This window comes from Tenacibaculum sp. TB-53 (genome assembly GCF_059716285.2).
Genome location: NZ_CM202790.1, coordinates 1,736,520 through 1,757,927, shown reverse-complemented (window position 1 = coordinate 1,757,927; position 21,408 = coordinate 1,736,520). Strand labels below are relative to the sequence as shown.

The window sequence follows — 21,408 nt, the reverse complement described above, 5'->3', positions numbered from 1 at the left end:
ACAAAATTCAAATTATAAACAAACAACCTTAAAATGAAGAAAAAAGATACAGCTCCAAAACAAGATGGTGTAACAAGACAACCATTTCCGAACTCCAAAAAAATATATGTTCAAGGAAAAATTCATCCACAGATAAAAGTAGCAATGCGCGAAATTGAATTGAGTGATACTGTGGATTCGATGACTAAAAAAAGAACACCTAATGAGCCAGTTACAGTATACGATACTTCAGGTCCTTATACAGACCCCAATAAAGAGATTAATATTCATAATGGATTAGAACGTATTCGAGAAGAATGGATTATAGAGAGAGGAGATGTAGAAGAATTAAATGAATTTACTTCGAATTATTGTAACGAACGTTTAAATGATAAAAGTTTAGACCATTTACGATTTAACTTAAAGCATAAACCTAAGAGAGCTAAAAAAGGACAAAATGTAACTCAGTTACATTATGCAAAAAAAGGAATTATTACCCCCGAGATGGAATATATTGCCATTCGTGAAAACCAGCGAATAGATGAAATGACACGTTTGTCTAAACAACATCCAGGGGAAGATTTCGGAGCAAGTATTCCTACAAAAATTACTCCTGAATTTGTTCGAGAGGAAGTAGCAAGAGGGCGCGCAGTTATTCCTTCAAACATCAACCATCCAGAAGCAGAACCTATGATTTTAGGTCGTAATTTCTTGGTGAAAATCAATGCGAATATTGGAAATTCAGCTACCACTTCTTCCATAGAAGAAGAAGTAGAAAAAGCAGTTTGGGCATGTCGTTGGGGTGCTGATAATATTATGGATTTATCTACAGGTAAAAACATCCATGAAACTCGTGAATGGATTATTCGTAATTCACCTGTACCTGTAGGAACCGTACCTATTTATCAAGCTTTAGAAAAAGTAAATGGAATTGCTGAAGACTTAACCTGGGAGATTTTTAAAGACACTCTAATTGAACAAGCTGAGCAAGGAGTAGATTACTTTACGATTCACGCTGGTGTTCGTTTACGTTATGTACCAATGACGGCAAAACGTATTACAGGGATTGTATCTAGAGGAGGTTCTATCATGGCAAAATGGTGTTTAGCCCATCATAAAGAGAGCTTTTTATACACACATTTTGAAGAGATTTGTGAAATCATGAAAGCTTATGATGTTGCCTTTTCCTTAGGAGATGGTTTACGTCCTGGTTGTATTGCCGACGCGAATGACGAAGCACAGTTTGCAGAATTAGAAACTTTAGGAGAGTTGACTAAAATAGCACGTAAGCATGAAGTACAATGTTTCATTGAAGGACCGGGTCATGTACCAATGCACATGATTAAAGCGAACATGGATAAGCAATTGGAAGCTTGTGATGAAGCTCCGTTTTATACTTTAGGACCTTTAACTACGGATATTGCTCCAGGATACGATCATATAACTTCAGGAATCGGAGCAGCGATGATTGGTTGGTATGGTTGTGCCATGTTGTGTTATGTAACTCCAAAAGAACATTTAGGGTTACCAAATAAAGAAGATGTTCGTACAGGGGTGGTTACCTATAAATTAGCAGCCCATGCAGCTGATTTAGCAAAAGGACATCCAGGTGCACAACACAGAGACGATGCTTTGAGTAAAGCACGTTTCGAGTTCCGTTGGGAAGATCAATTCAATTTAGGATTGGACCCAGAATTAGCTAGAGAATATCACGATGAGACCTTACCAGCAGAAGGAGCTAAAATTGCACATTTTTGCTCTATGTGTGGGCCAAAATTCTGTTCTATGAAAATATCGCAGGAAGTACGTGACTTTGCAGCAGAAAATAAAGTGGAAGGAGACGAAGTATTTGCAAAAGGAATGGAGGAAAAATCTAAAGAGTTTAAAGACAAAGGTTCAGAAGTTTATCTATAAAACCTAAACTTAGAATTATGAATTACGAGTTGACAATTTCTAAATTCGTAATTCATAATTTAAAATTCACTATATGATTGTTTTAATAGCTCCAGAAAAAGATATTCCAAATGAGATTGAAATCCTTCAACAATTATTTAAAGAAGGATTGGAATATTATCATTTCAGAAAACCTGATAAGAATTACGAGGAGCATGTAGCTTATTTGAATAAGATAGATGAAAAGTATCATGATAGAATAGTTACTCATTATTTTCATAAACTCATTAATGAATTCAACCTAAAAGGAATTCATTTTCAAGAGCAAAAAAGAATTGATGCTTTAGAGAATGGAAGCGAATATTTTATAGGATTAAACATGATAGGAAAAACGATGAGTAGCTCTTTTCATGAACCTTCAGTTCTAGCGAATTGCGACATCGAATTTGATTACCATTTATTAAGTCCTGTTTTCTCTTCTATTTCAAAGAAAGGATACGAAGGAAGAGGTTTTGATGTAAATCATATTGATAAAACCATTATAGGTATGGGCGGAATTAATACTGATACCATTCAAAAAACCTTAGAGTTAGGTTTTCAAGGAATAGGTGTGTTAGGAGGAGTTTGGAATACAGAAACCCCAGTTGAAAGCTTTAAAAATATCAAGCGTCATTACGAGAAGTATATGAAGAAGTAATCTTTTTATCAAAAGAAAGCATATTAATAAAAAATGAAACAACAAGCTTACATACTAACGATTGCAGGATTTGATCCGTCAAGTGGAGCAGGATTGACTTCGGATATTAAAACTTTTGAAGCACATGGGTTATATGGATTATCGGTATGTACAGCAGTTACAGTTCAAAATGACATCGATTTTAAAGACTGTGTTTGGGTTGATAAAGAAACCATCATCAATCAAGTAGAAACTTTATTTGAACGCTTTGAAATATCAGTAGCAAAAATAGGAATCATCCAATCTTGGAATGTATTATTGGAGGTTGTTCAAACACTAAAAAAATACAATTCATCCATAAAAATAGTATTGGATCCTATTTTAAAAGCCAGTGCTGGATTTGATTTTCATTCCGAAGAGAATATAAAGGTGTTTGAAGAAGTATTGCAACATTGTGATTTTATCACTCCAAATTATGATGAAATCAAAGTTTTGTTTTCTAATAAATCGATTGAAGAAACCATTGAATTCATTTCAGAAAAGACCAATATCTATTTAAAAGGAGGACATAGAGAAGATAAAAAAGGATGGGATGAAGTATATCACAGTAAGATAGTACAATTGAATATTCCACCGAAAGCTACATCCGTTTTTGAAAAGCATGGAAGCGGTTGTGTGTTGTCTTCAGCTTTAGCTTCAAACATAGCCAAACAACTTTCTTTAGAAGATGCATGTACAAATGCCAAATGGTATACAGAACAATTTTTAAACTCTAATAAAACGCTCTTAGGAGAGCACAACTATACATGATAAGTAAATTACACTATATAACTCAAGGGAAAACTCCAGAAGAACACTTAGAAAATGTTCAAAGAGCTTGTGCTTCTGGAGCAGAGTGGGTACAACTCCGATTAAAGAATCTGGATCCGAAAACTATTTTAAAAACAGCTCAAAAAGCGAGAGAAATTACGAGTCATTTTCAAACTCGTTTAATCATAAACGATTATTACAAAGTAGCTAAAGAAATCAAAGCAGATGGAGTTCATTTAGGAAAAACAGATACGTGTCCGTTAAAAGCAAAAGAGTATTTAGGTGATTTATATATCGTAGGAGGAACAGCAAATACTTTAGAAGATTGTAAAATGCTACTAGAGAAAAAAGTAGATTATATTGGTTTAGGTCCTTATCAGTTTACTGAAACTAAAAAGAATTTGAGTCCAGTTTTAGGGACTACTGGCTACCAGATGCTTTTAGAAGAGTTGAAAACAACCACTCCAATAATAGCCATTGGAGGAATTACTATAGAAGACGTATCTGAAGTTATAAACACAGGAGTATATGGAGTCGCTGTTTCAGGAGCAATTACACAAAATTTCAACTCGATTCCTACATTTCATAAAATTTTAAAAGCTCCAAGTACCAATGAACAAGTGTACAAAATAGGAGCGCAATAAATTAGCAATAATGAATACCAACTTAACAATAGCCGATAAAACATTTACCTCACGATTATTTACAGGAACAGGAAAATTCAGTTCCTCACAATTAATGAAAGAGGCTTTGCTAGCATCAGAAAGTGAATTGATAACAGTTGCTTTAAAAAGAGTAGATGTTCAAAATGAAGATGATGATATCTTATCACATTTAAGCCACTCAAGAATCAATTTATTACCAAACACTTCGGGAGTTCGTACAGCAAAAGAAGCAGTGTTTGCAGCTGAATTGTCTAGAGAAGCTTTGGAAACGAATTGGGTAAAATTAGAAATACATCCAGACCCAAGATATTTATTACCTGATCCTATCGAAACCTTAAAAGCTGCGGAAGAATTGGTGAAAAAAGGTTTTGTAGTGATGCCTTACATTCATGCAGATCCGGTTTTATGTAAGCGATTAGAAGAAGTAGGAACACAATGTGTAATGCCTTTAGGAGCGCCCATTGGAAGTAATAAAGGATTGAAGACGTTGGAGTTTTTAGAAATCATTATAGAACAATCTAATGTTCCAGTAGTTGTAGATGCTGGTATTGGAGCACCCTCGCATGCGGCATATGCTATGGAATTAGGAGCTGATGCTGTTTTAGTAAACACAGCTATTGCGGTATCACAAAATCCGGTAGCGATGGCACAAGCTTTTAAGATGGCAGTTGAAGCAGGAAGAATGGCATATGAAGCAAAATTAGCTCCCGTAAGAAAACAAGCAGAAGCAAGTAGCCCATTAACGAGTTTTTTAAGTTAGTATAACGTCATTACGAGGAGAAAAGGACGAAGTAATCTGTTTGCTGAGAACCTAAAAAAATAAAGATTTCTTCGCTTCGCTTACGATGACGAATAAAAATTAAAAGATGTGTAAAACATTTACAACCATATTTAATCAATACAATTGGGATGAAACTTTACAAAGCATTTTCAATAAAACATCCGTTGATGTTGAAAGTGTTTTATCTAAGGATAAACTCGATTTGGAAGATTTTAAAGCGCTCATTTCTCCTGCAGCAAAACCATTTTTAGAGCAAATGGCGCAAAGGAGTCGCATGCTTACTAAAAAGCGATTTGGAAATACCATTCAAATGTATGCTCCAATGTATTTGAGTAACGAGTGTCAGAATATATGTACGTATTGCGGATTCAGTTTTACAAACAAAATTCCGAGAAGAACATTAACCGACGATGAAATATTAAAAGAAGTTGCTTTTTTAAAGAAAAAAGGCTACGATCATATTTTGTTAGTTACTGGGGAAGCTAACAGAACAGTGGGAGTTGATTATATCAAAAACGCGATTCAGCTCATTCGTTCACAATTTTCAAATATTACTATTGAAGTTCAACCTTTAGATCAAGATGAATATGAATTGTTAATTGAGAATGGGTTGTATGCCGTATTGGTATATCAAGAAACCTATCATAAACAAGAGTATAAAAAACATCATCCGAAAGGGAAAAAATCAAACTTTGAGTATCGTTTAGAAACCCCTGATAGATTGGGGAAAGCAGGTGTTCATAAAATAGGATTAGGAGCTTTATTTGGACTGGAAGATTGGCGAGCTGATAGCTTTTTTACAGCATTACACTTAAAATATTTACAAAAAACCTACTGGAAAACGAAGTATTCTATTTCATTTCCACGCTTGAGACCACATTCAGGAGGATTAGAACCCAAAGTAGAAATGACGGATGCAGATTTGGTACAATTAATCTGTGCGTTTAGATTATTAGATGAAGATGTAGAACTGTCAATGTCTACCCGAGAAAGTGAAGTTTTTAGGAATAATATTGTTAATTTAGGGGCAACCTCAATAAGTGCAGAGTCAAAGACAAATCCTGGAGGATATAGTGTTGAACCACAATCGTTAGAGCAATTTGAAATTTCAGACGAACGAAGTACAGAAGAAATTGTACAGATGCTAAAAGGTCAAGGGTTAGAAGTGGTTTGGAAAGATTGGGAGCAGTTTGGAAAGATTGGCTTTTAGCTGTTAGCACTTGGTTTTTTGAGGTAATGATTAAGATTGAAAAACAAATAAAAAAGCTATGAGAAATTATCGAAAGTTTGAAGTGTGGAAAAAATCACATGAGCTAGCATTAAAAGTGTACGAGTTAACTAAAGGCTTTCCTAAAGAAGAAATATATGGAATAACCTCACAATTAAGAAGAGCTTCATTATCAGTTCCAACGAATATTGTTGAAGGAGTTAGTAGAAATACAGAAAAAGAATTTGCTTATTTTGTTAATATAGCATCAGGTTCATCAGCTGAGGTTGAGTACCTTCTAGAATTTGCAAGTGAATTGAATTATTTGTCGTACGAAGACAATGAAAATTTAAATAGAGAAATAATTTCAATAAGAAAAATGTTAAATGTATTATACTCAAGGTTAAGAAAATAAAGTTGTAAAATAAATACTAATAGCCAAAAGCGAATAGCTAATAACCAAATGCTAACAAAAGAAGAACAAAAACAATACAACCGTCATTTAATTCTCGATAAAATAGGGGAAGAAGGACAATTAAAACTAAAACAAGCCAAGATATTAGTTATAGGGGCTGGTGGATTAGGATGTCCTGTATTACAATATTTAACGGCAGCAGGTATTGGGACGATTGGAATTATTGATGATGATATAGTAGATCAAAGTAATTTACAGCGTCAAGTTTTATATACGATAGATGATATAGGAAAGTCTAAAGCGGAAACAGCAGCAAATCGTTTATCTAAATTGAACCCTTTTGTTCAATTTCATGTGTATAAAGAAAAATTAACAAATCAGAATGCTATTTCATTATTTGAGAAATATGATGTAATTGTAGATGGTAGCGATAATTTTGAAACACGCTATTTAACCAACGATGCAGCGGTATTAACACAAAAGCCATTGGTGTATGGGGCTATTTTTAAGTTTGAAGGACAAGTAAGTGTGTTTAATTATCAAGGAAGTGCTACTTACCGATGTTTATATCCAACACCACCCAAACCAGAAGAATCACCCAATTGTTCAGAAATTGGTGTAATAGGTGTGTTACCTGGAGTTATAGGAAGTTTACAAGCAAATGAAGTTATTAAGATTATTTGTGGAATAGGGGAGGTGTTAGCTAATAAATTATTGATGTATGATACATTAAGCATGCGTCAAATGATATTAAAGTTTGAAAGAACTGATAAAGCTGAGGTAACAGAGTTAGATAACGATTATGAATTCTTTTGTGGAATTAAAACAGCGACCCACGAAATAACTTTAGAGGAGTTACAAAATAATCTAACATTCTATAATTTATTAGATGTTCGTGAAGATTGGGAACGAGAGCACCACCATATTGGAGGACAACATATCCCTTTAGGAGAGCTTGCTCAACGATATGATGAAATAAATACCGAAAAACCTGTAATAGTGTACTGTAAATCAGGAGTACGTAGCCAACGTGCAATTGATTTTTTAGAACAGCAATTTGACACCGTTACTTTTATAAACTTAAAGGGAGGAGTATAAATTTTAGTGTGCATAGTTTATCACAATTAGCGGGCTTTTTTTAGAAGGATTTGTATTGCTATTGTATAAATGTTTTTGCTTGTCAAGCAAAGTTTATTATAGTATAGAGAATTCTTTTTTTAAGACTTAAAATTCTTTATACATAAATTTAATTTGTTAATAAAAATTAACAGTATTTTAAGTGGTTTTTATATAAAAAAGTATTATAAGGTAAAAAAGCTTTGTTGTGATTACATTTTTCACTTAATTTGCAGACTATTAAAGGGGAATAAAAGATTAAGTCTACTATATAAAAAACTATGTTAAAGAAAATTGCTATTTTCTTTCTTTTGTGGTTGTTTACTGTTCAGATAACGATTGCATCAGAAGGCTATAATGCTGTTAAAGAAACAATAAAAGATAGCTTAAAAGTTAAGCCAATAAACTCTTTTTCTAATTCTTTATTAAAAGAAACTTATGAAATAGAGACTTCACCAAAGGCAAAAGAATTTTCTTGGCCCAATATTAAAAAATGGTATCCAGCTTCTTCGCTTGTAGTTAATGATAGAGATAAAGCGCTAGCTTCATTTGAACAAATTGAAAAGCATGAGTCTTGGGTAGACAATTTTTCAAATGAAGATATAAAAGAACTTCCAGTTGGTGTTAAGCATACTAGAGAGAATATTCAATATGCCATAGGGATAACACAAGCTAACATTTACAAAGACTATACAGAGTTAACTGTTTTTGCAAGGGTACGTTTGCCGCAAACTAATGAAAACGGTTATCCTGTAGAGCTGTTTTTTGGAGCTAATAATGTTAAGTTATCGCATGATGGAGGTATTATCGGAGATGCTAACTTAGTATTGTTAGGAGATATGCATATACCTTTTAATGGAGGCAAATGGATGTTAACTTTAAAAGGAGGGTTTGATTATAGAACAGGTGTAACGCAAAATAAAACATATGTAACCATTAATTGTGATGGTGTTAAAGAGTTAGGGATAGAAGGAGAAGTTGAGTTTTCAAGAGAATTGATTGTACCTTTAGAAGAAAATGGAGAAGTAAATGAAGGAAAAACAAAAGTTCCTTATAAAGTAGAAACAGAAAACGGAACGCAAACGCTCCAAGTACCTTATCGTGTAAAAGGAGCTTTTAAAGCTATTGCTTCAGATTGGAACGATTTATTGGTCGGAATAAGTCTACAACCTTTTGTTTTAGCTAAAAAGAGAAATAAAAAAGATTATGATGGTAATTTTCAATTCTATTTAAATGAAGCTGTTCTAGATTTTAGTGACCTACGAAACTCTCCTAGTGTTAAATTCCCCGAACATTATCATAAAAACGGATTATTACTACCAAATCAAAATATTTGGAGAGGAGTTTATGTAAACACGTTAGATGTAAAACTACCTAAAGAGTTTAAAACTTCAAAAACTATTTCTAAAGGAGGTAAGAGAATAGCTTTCGGAGCTCATAACTTATTAATTGACGGTCATGGAGTTTCAGGTTCTTTTTATGCAGAAAACATTTTTCCATTAAATGAAGGGAGAACCAATAAAGAAAAAGCTTGGGCATATTCTTTAGATAAAATAGAAGTGTCATTAGCAGCAAATAAATTAATTGGGGCATCTTTTGATGGACGTATTCAGTTACCTATTTCAAAATCTGAAAAGAAAAATGAAAAACTAGGTTTAAGATATACAGGTATTATCTCAGAAGAAGAATATTTGTTGAATGTACGTAATGATTCTATTATTGATTTTAATATATGGAAAGCTAAAGGAGAACTATTGCCTAATAGTGCTATTGAATTAAAAGTTAAGGAAGGTAAATTCAAACCTAAAGCAACGTTACATGGTCGTTTGGCAATTAGTGCAAATCAAGTAAAAAGTTTAGAAAACGAAGGAGATTCGCTAGTAGATAATTCAGGTAAAAAGAAATTAGTTGAATTTAAAGGAATTGTTTTTCAAAACTTAGTTTTACAGACTGAAAGTCCAGTTTTTTCGGTTGATTATATGGGGTATCGTGATAAGGTAGCTCTAGCTGGATTTCCAGTTTCTATAGAAAATATAGGGATTACAGCAAATAAAACGAATGCAAATTTATATTTTGACTTAGGGATTAACCTAATGGGAGAAAATAATGGTTTTGCGGCAAAAACTAGTTTAGGTATTATAGGAGCTTATGAGGAAGAAAACTACAGGCAAAAGTGGAAGTTTCAGGAAATAGAGCTTAATGCTATAGCCTTAAAAGCTGACTTAGGAGGTTTTTCTATGGAGGGAAACTTAACATTAATGAATGACGATCCAGAGTATGGTAACGGTTTTGCAGCTAATTTGAAGGCTGAGTTTAAGTCAGGAAATGGAATTAAGGTAGAAGCTAAAGGGGTTTTCGGGAAAACTACTTTTAGGTATTGGCAATTTGAAGCTATGGTGGATAATTTACCTCCAGGAACAGGGTCAGGAATATTGAATTTAGAAGGTTTTTCGGGGGGGCTTCTTATCGAATGAAGCGTACAGATTTTTCATCTTCTTTTTCACCTTCAGGTATAGGCTATGTTCCAGATAGTAAGGTTGGGTTAGGAGTTAAAGCTATGGTAATGTTTAATGCTGTTAAGAAAGAATTAGTAAAAGGAGGAGCGGGATTCGAAATAGTTTTTAACAGTAAAGGAGGTGTTGACTTTTTAGGCTTTTATGGGCAAGCAACACTTATGGGGGTGGAAATTCCAGGAATGGGAAAAGTAAGTGAGTTAATGTCAAAACTGAAGGAAAATACTGTAGCCAAAGAAAAATTTTTAGGGGTAACTAAAGAGAATATAGATAATTCTTGGACAGGAAGAAACCTCTTAAATAAAGCTTCTGGAGATTTTCCACAAACACCAACAGGTAAGATGGCTATTAGTGCCAAAGTTGGAATTACCTATGACTTTCAAAATGATGTGCTTCACGGTGAGTTAGATGCTTATGTAAATGTAGCTGGTGGTTTTGTTGAAGGTAGAGGAACAGGAGGTAGAGCAGGTTGGGCGGTGTTGCACTTTTCACCAGAAGATTGGTATATATATATAGGTACACCAGAAGATCGTTTAGGGTTGCGTATAGGTGTTGGTCCTGTAAGTGTAGAATCAGGAGGGTATTTTATGGTAGGATCTAAACTACCGGGGTCACCACCACCTCCACCTATAGTTGCTGAAATTTTAGGAGTTGATGTCAATGAACTTGATTATATGCGAGATGAAAATAGTTTAAGTAATGGGGGAGGATTTGCTTTTGGAGCAGATATCTCTATCGATACAGGAGACTTACGTTTTTTAATTTTTTATGCTCGTTTTCAAGCAGGGGCTGGTTTTGATATTATGTTGAAAGATTATGGGGAGGCAAAATGTTCAAATACAGGAGATCAAGTAGGAATTAATGGATGGTATGCTAACGGACAGGCGTATGTGTACTTACAAGGGGAGTTAGGGATTCATGTTAAATTATTTTTTATAAGTAAAAAAATACCGATTATAAAAGCTGGCGCAGCAGTATTGTTGCAAGCAAAAGCTCCAAACCCTGTATGGATGAGAGGTTATGTTGGAGGGCATTTTAACGTTTTAGGAGGATTGATTAAAGGGAGATTTAGGTTTAAATTAACATTAGGAGAAGAATGTGTATTTGAAGATGCATCACCACTTGGAGGACTGAAAATAATAACAGACGTTACTCCAGATGATGGAGGTAAAGATGTAGATGTATTTGCTATACCTCAGGCTACTTTTAGTATGAAAGTAGGAGAACCTATTATAATACCGGAAGATGAAGGAGATAAAACATACAAGATTATTCTTGAAAAATATAGAATACTACATAAAGGGAAAGAAATAGAAGGAAATATTGAGTGGTCTAATTATAAAGATAGAGCCAACTTTATTTCTACTGATATTTTACCGCCGAATGAAGAATTAACCGTTGAGGTAGAAGTAAGTTTTAAAGAAAAAGTAAAAGGAGTCTTTAAAACAATAATGATAGATGGAAAAAAAGCTATTGAAAAAGAAGAAAGAACTTTTGTAACAGGAGGAGCACCAACAGTAATTCCATTACATAATATAACCTATGCATACCCTGTTTTAGATCAAAAATATTTTTTAGAGAAAGAATATGATAAGGGATATATTCAACTAAAAAGAGGGCAAGATTACCTATTCGATGATGCACAATGGAATAGTTATTTAATTTATGAAAAAGAAGGCGAGCTACCTTCTAAATATGAGTTTAATTACAATACATCAGATAATGTACTTGTGTATGATTTACCTAATGTAGTGCAATCATCTAATTATCATTTAAGTATTGTAAGTAAACCAAAAACAAAGAATAATGTAAGTAATGATAACAGTACTTATCAAAATGTGGATTTAGGAAATGATAGTGAAGATAACTCTGTGAAGGTACAGCAAAATAAAGCGGAGAATATTTCTAAAGATGGAGAAATAGAAAGGTTAGCTTACGATTTTAGTACTTCAAAATATAAAACCTTTAGAAATAAAATAAACTCAATAAAAACAACCAATTATAATTGGGGTAAAATTTATTCAGATGTTATTTATTTAAGCAATAGAATAGAGAATCATGAGCCGTTTGATATAGTAGAACTGTTAGGAACAAGCTACACAGATAATGTTCCTTTAGTAAATATAGAAGCAACTTTACAAGACGATTATTTTGAAAAAGATATAAATCCACCATTGTATGCAAAATATCCATTAGGAGGTTACCGAGTAAAAAGACGTGACGAAAATGAGTTGGGAGCACCTCCAAAATATGCACTTCCATTGTTAAATACTTATATAAGTAACGCAGAGTACGAAGTAAATAAAAATATGTTAGAAACGACATTCCCTTTCAGGTATAATTTAGGGTATGTATACAAACAAGATTGGATAGATATACAATCACAAATAGTAAATGATTATAGTGATGGAATTATCGATGATGGGAATCCAGTATTGGAGTTTTTAGATAAGAATTACTTATTTATGAGGTATGGGGATTATAAAACTGAATTGTTTTACACGTTACCAAGTGGAATAAAAGGAACCAGCGTTATATATAAATTTAAAAACCCTAATAAGTTTAGGTAGTAATTTAAAATATTAATTAGAGGTTTAAAAAAAGATAAAAGAACATGAAAAAACAGTTTATTGTCTGTAAGATATTGTTTTTCGTAGCTATGAGTTTTTTGCTTCCTATGAGTTCTTTAGCTCAAAGAAATGAAATTATAAATGACCCAAATATACAAATACTTGCTAGGGTACAAGAAGATAAAATTTTATTACGTTGGGCTGCAACTACAGCAAATGCTTGGAAAAAGACAAACAAAAGTGGTTTTACATTAGAAAAATACGTGCTTTCTCGTGATGGAAAACGATTACCAAGTTTAGAAAAAGTATGGGCAAAAAAGATACAAGCAGACCCTATTGAAACTTGGCAAGAAATTGTAGAGAAAGATAACAATGCAGCTATTATTGCACAAGCATTATTTGGTGAAAGTTTTTTTATAGAAGGAGGAAGCGAAGGGCAACTAGCAGATATTTATAATCTAGTGAATGAGAATGAACAACGTTTTTCATTCTCTTTATTAGCGGCTGATATGAGTTTTGAAGCAGCAAAAAAAGCAGGATGGGGTTTTGAAGATACAGATGTAAAACTCCATGAAAAGTATGTGTATAAAATTAAACCTACAATTATAGAGAATACTTCAGAAACTGTTAAAATAAAAGGAACTGCTACCATAGCTAGTATTAAAGAATACGAGCCATTACCGGCTCCGATAGATTTTCAAGGGATTTTTGGAGATAAAAATGTAATTCTAACATGGGAGTATCAATTGTTTAAAACAATATATACTTCTTATAATTTAGAACGTTCAGAGGATGGTATAAACTTTACATCGTTAAGCAAAGAGCCTTTGGTCAATTTGAACGATAAACCTGAAGCCCCAGCTAAACGTATGTTTTATATTGATTCCTTAGCGAACAATACGAAGACGTATTATTATAGAGTTAACGGAATCTCTCCATTTGGAGAAAAAGGGTTGTATTCTACAATAATTTCAGGAGTAGGAAAACCTATTTTACCTTATACACCAAGAGTTTACGATGTAGAACTTACCAAAAACACCAATGAAGCAATAATTACTTGGGAGTTTCCTAAAAAGGGAGAAACACTGTTAGAAAAATTTCAACTACTCATAGCTCCAGTTGATAAAGGCCCATATGTTGTGGCTGTAGATAACATTTCTCCGCAACAACGTAAGCTTACGTATTCCAAATTACAAGCATCAAATTATGTTAAAATTAAGGCTATAGGAAAAGACCCAAAACAAGAAAAAACATCGTTTTCAAAATTGATACAACCTTTAGATAGGATTCCTCCGGCTATACCTACAGAATTAAAGGGGGAAATAGATAGTTTAGGTGTAGTTCATATCACTTGGAAACAAAATATAGAACCTGATTTTTTAGGATATCGAGTTTTTAGAGGTTTTTTAAAAGATGAAGAACCTTCACAAATAACAGTATCACCTATAAGCCAAAATAGTTTTATAGATACCGTAACAGTAAAAAATTTAAATGCTGAGGTATTTTATAGTATAGTAGCTGTTGATAAGCGTCACAATCATTCCGAAAAATCAGAAGTGTTGGTATTAGAAAAACCAGATGTAATTCCTCCAACTGCTCCTGTTTTTTCAGGATATAAAATAAAAGAAGGAAAAATCATAATAGAATGGATACCTTCTTCAGAAGAAAATGCAACACATATTTTGTTACGAGAGAATCTTACCGAAAAGAAGGAGTTAGAAACTGTATTTAGTACTTATGATACAATACATCAATATATAGATACTCAATTAGAAACAAATAATAGGTATCGATATCATATCAAAGCGATTGATAAAAGTGGATTGACTTCGCTTCCTTCAACTCCCTTAACTATTGAGATGGTCAACTTAGCTCCAAAAGAATATATAAAGGGATTGGATTATGTGGTGAATAGAGAAACAAATCATATAGAACTTTTTTGGAGAGCGAATAAAGATGAAATAGCTGAGTATACTATTTACAAGCAACTGAAAGAAAAACAACCAAGTACTTGGCGTATTTTACCAGCTAACATAAGAACAGTTATAGATAAAGAAGTAAGCCCTAACGAAATATATATATATCATATACGTGCTACACTAAAAAAAGGAGGCTATGCTAAAGTAAAAACTATTGAAATAAAATTTTAGAAAATGAAAAAGATTATAGTTCTTTTTTTATTGATACTAACTACCAGTAGAATATTTTCTCAAATAAATCTTGGAGGAGAAGCTAAATACGAGTTAACAATTAGTGGATATGCACTGATAGATCGTAAAGCATGTGGAGATATTTTTGGATTACGAAGTATTAAAGTAAAGTATAAGGATGGAAGAATACAGACTGTATGGAGTGGAAGAAGATATAGAGATTCTTTTACCCATGTAGTAGAATACAGTAAAAGTAATGTTATAACAGAAGTGCTTTTTCATGAAATAAATAGATGGAAAACAACTTTTGGTTGTAATGGTGGCCCAAGAGATATAAACACATCCATCTCTATAAATAATACTTGTTTTAATGGTTTTGCAAATGATTTAGGGCATCAACTTAAAAGAGTTTCAATAAATTCAAGACCAATAACGGTTATTGAAGAAAAAGGAACTCCATTGTATTTAGATGAAACAAGTTTTTTAACAATTGACTTGCCAAACACATTGAATAATGAGCATTACAATTGGAAGTATAAAGTAGGGAATGGAGCTACTAAGTCGATTCCTAGCTCATTTAATAATACAAATATTTTAAACTTAAAAGGAGAAGACTTTTTAACAAATTCAGATTTTGGAAAAACGATATCAGTTTGGGCAGAAACAAAGTGTGATATAGGAGCACAGCTAGCAAGTCATATAGCAGCTAGAGATGCTTACTCTGAAGCTGCTAATATCTTCTATAGATGTTCTAGAAATTTTATTCTATGGAAAAAATGTTATAATCAATTAAATAAAAATGCAACTAAATTCTATGACAAATATTATACACAAGAATTGATTGATACATATGATAATAACACCTCAAATGTTATCCAATTTACATATTTAAAGGGGGCACCTCATATAATGTCAGTAGAACCTATGGATATCAGTTGTTATGAAGAGGAAGATGGTAGTGTAAAAATAAATTTTGACAGAGCTATATTACCTAATGAGCTTCTAAGTATTAATATTGTAGATTTAAATAACCAAATAGATGTAGATAAAGATGGTAACCCTATTTATGAAAATGTTGATTCATATTCCAACATAGGCGAAGGGGATTTAGAGACTGATAATTCGTTTACGTTTAGTTCTAAAATAGGGAAAGGGCTACCCAGTGGTAATTTTCGTGTAGAGTTGACAGGATATATTAATGGAGCTTCCACTTATACAGGAGGAAATACACATGAAAAAGATTTTGCCATAGATGAACCCAATCCCATAGAGTTCTCAGTCACTGCAACTGAAGCATGGTGTCATGGAGGTAGTGACGGTGCCATTACTATTAAAGTTAGTGGCGGGCAAGACAGAAAAAAGTATAAATATTTATTACGAGAGGAAGGAGATACAAGTCCTGTTTTAGATAGTGATTGGATTGAATTTAAAAACTTAGCAACTTATACAGGAACCTTTCCAAACGTAAAACGAGAAGCTACAGAAGTTATCACAGGAAAATCAGCTGGAGATTATATTGTTCAAATAAAAGATGCTAATAATTGTATCGCTAAAGTGCCCGTAAGAGATGGAGCAGGAAACATTATAGGCTTAGGAGAAGAAAAAAAAGCCCCTGTAATAGTTAATGAACCCAATTCACCTGTAAAAATAAATTTTGTACATGAAGAACAACCAACAGCTTTTGGGTTTTCAGATGGAAGAATCCGTGCCGAAATCACAGGAGGAACTCCATTACCTAATGGGAAGTACAATTATACGTGGAAACATGAAAATGGTACCACATGGAATACTTTTAGCGATATAGTAAATGCAGATGGTTGGTACCTAACGTTGGAAAATGCAATTGCAGGAAAATATAGACTAACTATAACAGATGCAAATTACAATAATGCTACAAATAAAGAAGGATGTACGATAGTTAATGCTGAATATATCTTACAGCAACCACCGAAATTAAAATTAAAAATAGAAGAAACGAATTCCATTTCTTGTAATAGTAGTAATACTTATGGAGATCCATCTAGTGATGGAGAACTTACAGCTATAGCTTCAGGAGGAGTTCCTTTTAGCCCACTTATACAAGGTGAGTATAAGTATAAATACACATGGAAAAAGAAAGATGCGTCTGGTGTTTATCAAATCATACCTGGAGAAACAGGAAATGTACTTGAAAATAGAGGAGCAGGAGAATATGCAGTTAATATTGAAGATGCTAATGGAATAATTATAGGAAGTTATAACAATAATACATTAGTGACTCCAACAGATAAAGAATACGAGCTACAACAGCCAGAATTATTAAAAATAACATACACTAAACAAGATGTATTTTGTCATCAAGGGACAGATGGAGCTATAAACACTACAATAACAGGAGGAACGGGGAACTACACCATCTCTTGGAGTACAGGAGAAACTACAGAAGATATATCAAACTTAGTAGCTGGTAATTATACTATTGAGGTAACCGACGAAAAAGGATGTCAAGCTCAAGAAACAATAACAATTGAAGAACCTCAGAATCCTATTAATATAAATTATAACTTTTTTGAACCAACATTCGCTGGTGCTACAAATGGGTGGATTAAAGCTACAATAACAGGAGGGACTCCTTTAAACGATGGTTCTTATACATATAAATGGCAAGATGCGAATGGAAATAATTTAAATACTCAGGTAACTTCAAGTTCTAATACGGGGAGTTATGAATTAACCTTAAATAGTATAGGAGAGGGAACATATAAGCTAACAATTCAAGATAAAAACTACCCTTTGGCAATTGATAAAAAGGGGTGTACTGTAATTGAAAGTGAATATTATATTGATGACCCCGAACCGTTAAAAGCAAGTATTGAATTAAGAAAACCAATTTCATGTAATAGTAGTAATAGTTACGGAGATCCTTTTTCTGATGGTGTTTTAGAAATAATAGCTGAAGGAGGGATAAAACTACAACCCAATGAAAATAATGGTTTACCTTATTACTATACTTGGAAAAAAGAAACAAGTCCAGGGGTTTGGACAATATTGACTACACAAACCTCAAATATAGCAAGTGGATTAGACGCAGGAAATTATGCAGTAAATATAGAAGATGCTAATGGTATTATTTTAGGTGTATATAAAAACAATGTATTAGAAACCCCAACAGATGTAATTTATAATTTTGAAGAACCACCATTGCTGGAATTAACTTTTGAAAAGCAAGATGTGTATTGTTACGAAGGTAGTGATGGTTGGGCAAAAGCAATTATTAAAGGAGGAATATCTCCATATAACATCGAGTGGGAAAGAGGAAACAAAGTAGCACAAATAAATTCCCTAACAAAAGGAGAGTATAGCGTTACGGTTACAGATGCAAGAGGCTGTCAAGTAACAGGAAGTATTTTAATAAATCAACCAAAAAACCCTATAAGTATAAATTATACTTCTTTTGCTACACCTTCTACAGGAGGAGCATCTGATGGTTGGATACAAGCCGAAATAGAAGGAGGAACCTCTTTTGCTGACGATAGTTATACTTATTATTGGCAGGATGAAAAGGGAACAATATTGAATGGGCAAACGGAAACAAGTATTGTAAATGGTAAATTTCAAATAAAAATAAACAATATCCCCAAAGGGTTATATCACTTAACGATTGAAGATGCAAATTATGTTTCAGCTACTACAAAACAAGGGTGTACCCATATAGAAGAAGAGTTTATTTTATACGATCCTATAGAAGCTACTATTAGCATTGAAAAGCCAATTTCATGTAATCAGAATAATACATTTAATAATCCTTATGCGGATGGTGCTTTAAAGGCGAGCGTAACTGGAGGGTTACCTTTTAGTACAGGGCAATCGTATATATATTATTGGAAAAAGAAAAACAGTAATGGAATATATGAGGATTTGAATCAAAACAACCCAATAGCCACTGATTTATCGACAGGGGAATATGCTTTAAATGTAGAAGATAGTAGGGGTGTTGTAATAGGTATTTATGAAAGTTTACAATTAATCAACCCAACTGATGTATTGTTTAACTTTGAAGAGCCAGAATTACTTACATTATCGTTATCCGCAACTGAAATTTCTTGCGATGCAGGAAATGATGGAACTGCAACTGTGGCTATTTCTGGAGGAATCCCACCATACAACATTCAGTGGTCTAATGGAGCAACCACTACCATGGCAGAAAACTTAATAGCGGGAAACTATTTGGTGTTTGTTACCGATGCTAGAGGGTGCGAAGCAACAGGGAATATTACAATCGGACAACCAGGAGGGTTAAAGATTGAAGTAAATAAAAAGAATCCTACTTGTTATGGTGCAAATGATGGAGCCATTTCTTTAGATATTTCAGGAGGAGAAGCACCTTATACTTATAAATGGGAAACAGGAGAAAAAGCTACAAGCTTACTGAATTTGGTAGAAGGAACTTATAAGTTTTCATTAATAGATGCTAATGGATGTAAAGCTTTTACAGAAGTAAAGTTAGAAAACCCTGAAAAATTAATTATAGACTTGGGAAGTGATAAAACCTTGTGTATAGATCAAACCTATGTTTTAGATGCTAGTATTGCTGATAAAAATGCAACATACAGTTGGGTATCAAATAAAGGATTTGGCTCAAAAGAAGCATCAATAACTATAACAGAAGGAGGGATATATACTGTAACAGCAACATCTTCATTAGGTTGTGTAGCTACTGACACTATAACAATTAATTACAGGAACCAAGAAATAAACGCTGAGTTTTTACTATCGTCCCAAGCATATATTAATGAAGAAGTAGTTGTATTCCACACAAGTAACCCTGCCCCTGAATCTTTTGAATGGGTGTTGCCCAAGGAAGCTGAATTAGTAGAAGAGAAAGAAAATACAGTAGTTCTTAGCTTTTCTAAAGCAGGAACCTACGAAGTTGGATTATTAACAAAAGTTGGTGACTGTGTACAAGAAGTATACAAAAAAGTAGTAGTTGAAGAAGAAAGTGGATTAGTCGACCCAGGAGATACAGAAACCCCATTTATTGAGGCGTTTAGTATTTCTCCAAATCCAAATAAAGGAAGCTTTGAGGTTAGTATAGATTTAGTAGAAGTAACCCCTATTTCTCTTCGTATTTTTAACGCACAAGGGCAATTTATAACAAAACATATACCCAATGAGACATTAGAAGAATATAGTATTCCGTTTACAGTGAATTTAGCTTCAGGAATGTATGTAGTAGTGCTAGAAACAGCAAAGCAAACACAGGTAAAAAGAATGATTGTAGATTAAAAAATGAAGAAAACTTATAACTATACATATATTTTACTAGCAGTAATTTTTGTGATGACTGCATGTTATAAAGAGACCCCAATGTTTATAAAAGCGGATTTTGAAACTTCTTTTGTTAATGATGATGAATCTGTACCTGTACAAATAAGTATTCGAAACAAAACAGAAGGGGCAGATACTTACGAATGGACTTTTGAAGGAGCCACAGTTACTTCATCAACAGATAAAAATCCAGGAGGTATTGAATATACGAAAGCAGGAACATATACAATAACATTAAAAGTCTCCAATGTTGATGGTTTGGAAGAGACCTTAACAAAAGAGATTACAGTTGTAGAAGGAATAGACATACAGTTCTCAACAGAAACAATTAAAAGTAATTACCCACCGGTAGAAGTTAAATTAACAAATAATACAGTTGGAGAAAACTTAACCTATCAATGGACTTTTGAAGGAGGAAAACCAGCAAAGTCAACAGATAAAAACCCTACAAATATAGTATTTGAAGAACCAGGAAAACACCGTATACAAGTTGCGGTGTCAAACGGTTTTGAAACAATAACCAAAGAAGAAATCATAACAGTTTTACCTGATATAGATATAGACTTTGATTGGGAAGTCGATTTTTTTGATGATGATTATCAAGCTCCAGTAACTATTACCTTACAAAATAAAACAACCGATGCTATAAGTTATCAATGGACTTTTGAAGGAGGAGCACCTAGTAAAAGTATAGAAGAGAATCCAGAGGTTACTTTTCAAAATATAGGGACATATACAATCAAGTTGATTGCTTCTAATGGGAAGACAGAAAAAGTAACAACAAAAACTATACAGGTAAAACCAAATACTAATTTAAGAACATTTACAGATGTTAAGTTAGGAATCAACTCTGCTCATAGTAACAATAATGTGGGAGCCTTTTTTTCAACAGAATTAAGAAAAATAGTTACTGCAAATGAAGTTACTACAGAAAATGGATATAAAATAGATCTCGTTTTTCTGGGACTTAGTAATGGTTTTACTTATAATAAATTTCTGTCACCAACTGAAGCAGGTTCCAATGGTTTTGTATCAATACCTAATGCACAACAAACTAAATTAATTAACTCTCAAGAAAGTTGTAGCTGTGGGGTAAGTTTTAGTGTTGCTCAATTTGATGCAATGAAGAATGACACTCCTTTACAAACTATAACAATTACGGAAACTTCAAACGGATTATTACATTTTGATAATACTATGAAACCAAGAATTGTACTGTTTCAAACTGTTGATGGAAGAAAAGGAGCTATAAAAATAAAGGAGTTTGTAGATAACGGAAGTAATTCATACATCCTTTGTGATATTAAAGTTCAAAAATTGCCTTAG

The 21,408-nt window shown here is 33.1% G+C and carries 13 protein-coding genes; all 13 read left to right on the top strand.

The window, feature by feature from the left end:
- Positions 1-33: 33 nt before the first annotated feature.
- The 13 genes from thiC to AC3VJB_RS07890 all read left to right on the top strand — a co-directional run bounded on the left by thiC (position 34) and on the right by AC3VJB_RS07890 (position 21,408).
- Entirely contained in the window at positions 34-1,893 is a 1,860-nt protein-coding gene (gene thiC / locus AC3VJB_RS07950; protein WP_497667013.1) for a phosphomethylpyrimidine synthase ThiC, read from the top strand.
- Between the two features lie 73 nt (positions 1,894-1,966).
- Positions 1,967-2,569, top strand: a complete 603-nt coding sequence (locus AC3VJB_RS07945) for a thiamine phosphate synthase (protein ID WP_073181415.1) — start codon at positions 1,967-1,969, stop codon at positions 2,567-2,569.
- A gap of 33 nt (positions 2,570-2,602) precedes the next feature.
- Positions 2,603-3,358: a hydroxymethylpyrimidine/phosphomethylpyrimidine kinase gene (locus AC3VJB_RS07940; protein WP_167713432.1), complete on the top strand. Its 756-nt coding sequence runs from the start codon at positions 2,603-2,605 to the stop codon at positions 3,356-3,358.
- Complete coding sequence (gene thiE, locus AC3VJB_RS07935; RefSeq protein ID WP_167713434.1) at positions 3,355-4,002, top strand: thiamine phosphate synthase; 648 nt, start codon at positions 3,355-3,357, stop codon at positions 4,000-4,002. The genes AC3VJB_RS07940 and thiE overlap by 4 nt, the downstream gene beginning before the upstream one ends.
- Positions 4,003-4,012: 10 nt before the next feature.
- Positions 4,013-4,783 carry a thiazole synthase gene (locus AC3VJB_RS07930; protein WP_047789803.1) on the top strand — a complete coding sequence of 257 codons (771 nt, stop codon included), beginning with the start codon at positions 4,013-4,015 and terminating at the stop codon, positions 4,781-4,783.
- Between the two features lie 106 nt (positions 4,784-4,889).
- On the top strand, positions 4,890-6,014 hold the full coding sequence (thiH, locus tag AC3VJB_RS07925) for a 2-iminoacetate synthase ThiH (protein ID WP_497667012.1): 1,125 nt from the start codon (positions 4,890-4,892) through the stop codon (positions 6,012-6,014).
- Between the two features lie 58 nt (positions 6,015-6,072).
- Positions 6,073-6,426: a four helix bundle protein gene (locus tag AC3VJB_RS07920; protein ID WP_167713438.1), complete on the top strand. Its 354-nt coding sequence runs from the start codon at positions 6,073-6,075 to the stop codon at positions 6,424-6,426.
- Positions 6,427-6,474: 48 nt separating this feature from the next.
- Positions 6,475-7,524 carry a molybdopterin-synthase adenylyltransferase MoeB gene (gene moeB, locus AC3VJB_RS07915; protein WP_167713440.1) on the top strand — a complete coding sequence of 350 codons (1,050 nt, stop codon included), beginning with the start codon at positions 6,475-6,477 and terminating at the stop codon, positions 7,522-7,524.
- Between the two features lie 299 nt (positions 7,525-7,823).
- Entirely contained in the window at positions 7,824-10,016 is a 2,193-nt protein-coding gene (locus tag AC3VJB_RS07910; protein ID WP_497667011.1) for a hypothetical protein, read from the top strand.
- The gene (locus tag AC3VJB_RS07905; protein ID WP_497667010.1) at positions 10,013-12,625 is read left to right on the top strand and encodes a hypothetical protein; all 2,613 of its coding nucleotides are present in this window, start codon (positions 10,013-10,015) and stop codon (positions 12,623-12,625) included. The genes AC3VJB_RS07910 and AC3VJB_RS07905 overlap by 4 nt, the downstream gene beginning before the upstream one ends.
- 44 nt (positions 12,626-12,669) lie before the next feature.
- Positions 12,670-14,775 (top strand): fibronectin type III domain-containing protein, encoded by a 2,106-nt coding sequence (locus AC3VJB_RS07900; protein WP_167713441.1) that lies wholly within the window; start codon positions 12,670-12,672, stop codon positions 14,773-14,775.
- Between the two features lie 3 nt (positions 14,776-14,778).
- Complete coding sequence (locus AC3VJB_RS07895; RefSeq protein ID WP_437822907.1) at positions 14,779-20,040, top strand: T9SS type A sorting domain-containing protein; 5,262 nt, start codon at positions 14,779-14,781, stop codon at positions 20,038-20,040.
- Between the two features lie 3 nt (positions 20,041-20,043).
- Complete coding sequence (locus AC3VJB_RS07890) at positions 20,044-21,408, top strand: PKD domain-containing protein (RefSeq protein WP_437822905.1); 1,365 nt, start codon at positions 20,044-20,046, stop codon at positions 21,406-21,408.